The following is a 410-nucleotide window of genomic DNA, read 5'->3' as shown; positions in this document are numbered from 1 at the left end:
GGTGATCTCCAGACCTAGTCTTTTGTCGGGGGTCGACAAAACCCCCTCCGGTTCTTCGTCCTTGTCCCCACGGGCGGCCGCGCCCGTACGCAAGAGAGAGTGTGAGAGTGCTCGTACTCGTCGCTCCCGGCCAGGGCTCCCAGACGCCCGGCTTCCTGACCGAATGGCTCGAACTCCCCGGCGCCGCCGACCGCGTCGCCGCGTGGTCGGACGCCATCGGACTCGACCTCGCCCACTACGGCACGAAGGCCGACGCGGACGCGATCCGCGACACGGCCGTCGCGCAGCCGCTGCTGGTCGCGGCCGGGCTGCTGTCCGCCTCGGCACTGGGTGACATCGACCCCGGCGCCGTGGCCGGCCACAGCGTCGGCGAGATCACCGCCGCCGCCCTCTCCGGCGTCCTCGACGAC

The 410-nt window shown here is 71.7% G+C and carries 1 protein-coding gene; it reads left to right on the top strand.

The genetic code is table 11. From position 1 onward, the window contains the following. Positions 1-107 precede the first annotated feature (107 nt). Positions 108-410 (top strand): ACP S-malonyltransferase (locus LPA54_RS40480; protein ID WP_368857918.1); only part of this gene is annotated, 303 nt, incomplete at its 3' end.

The organism is Streptomyces sp. DH12, from assembly GCF_020873895.1.
Lineage (GTDB): Bacteria > Actinomycetota > Actinomycetes > Streptomycetales > Streptomycetaceae > Streptomyces.
This window is presented reverse-complemented; position numbering and strand designations above follow the sequence as displayed.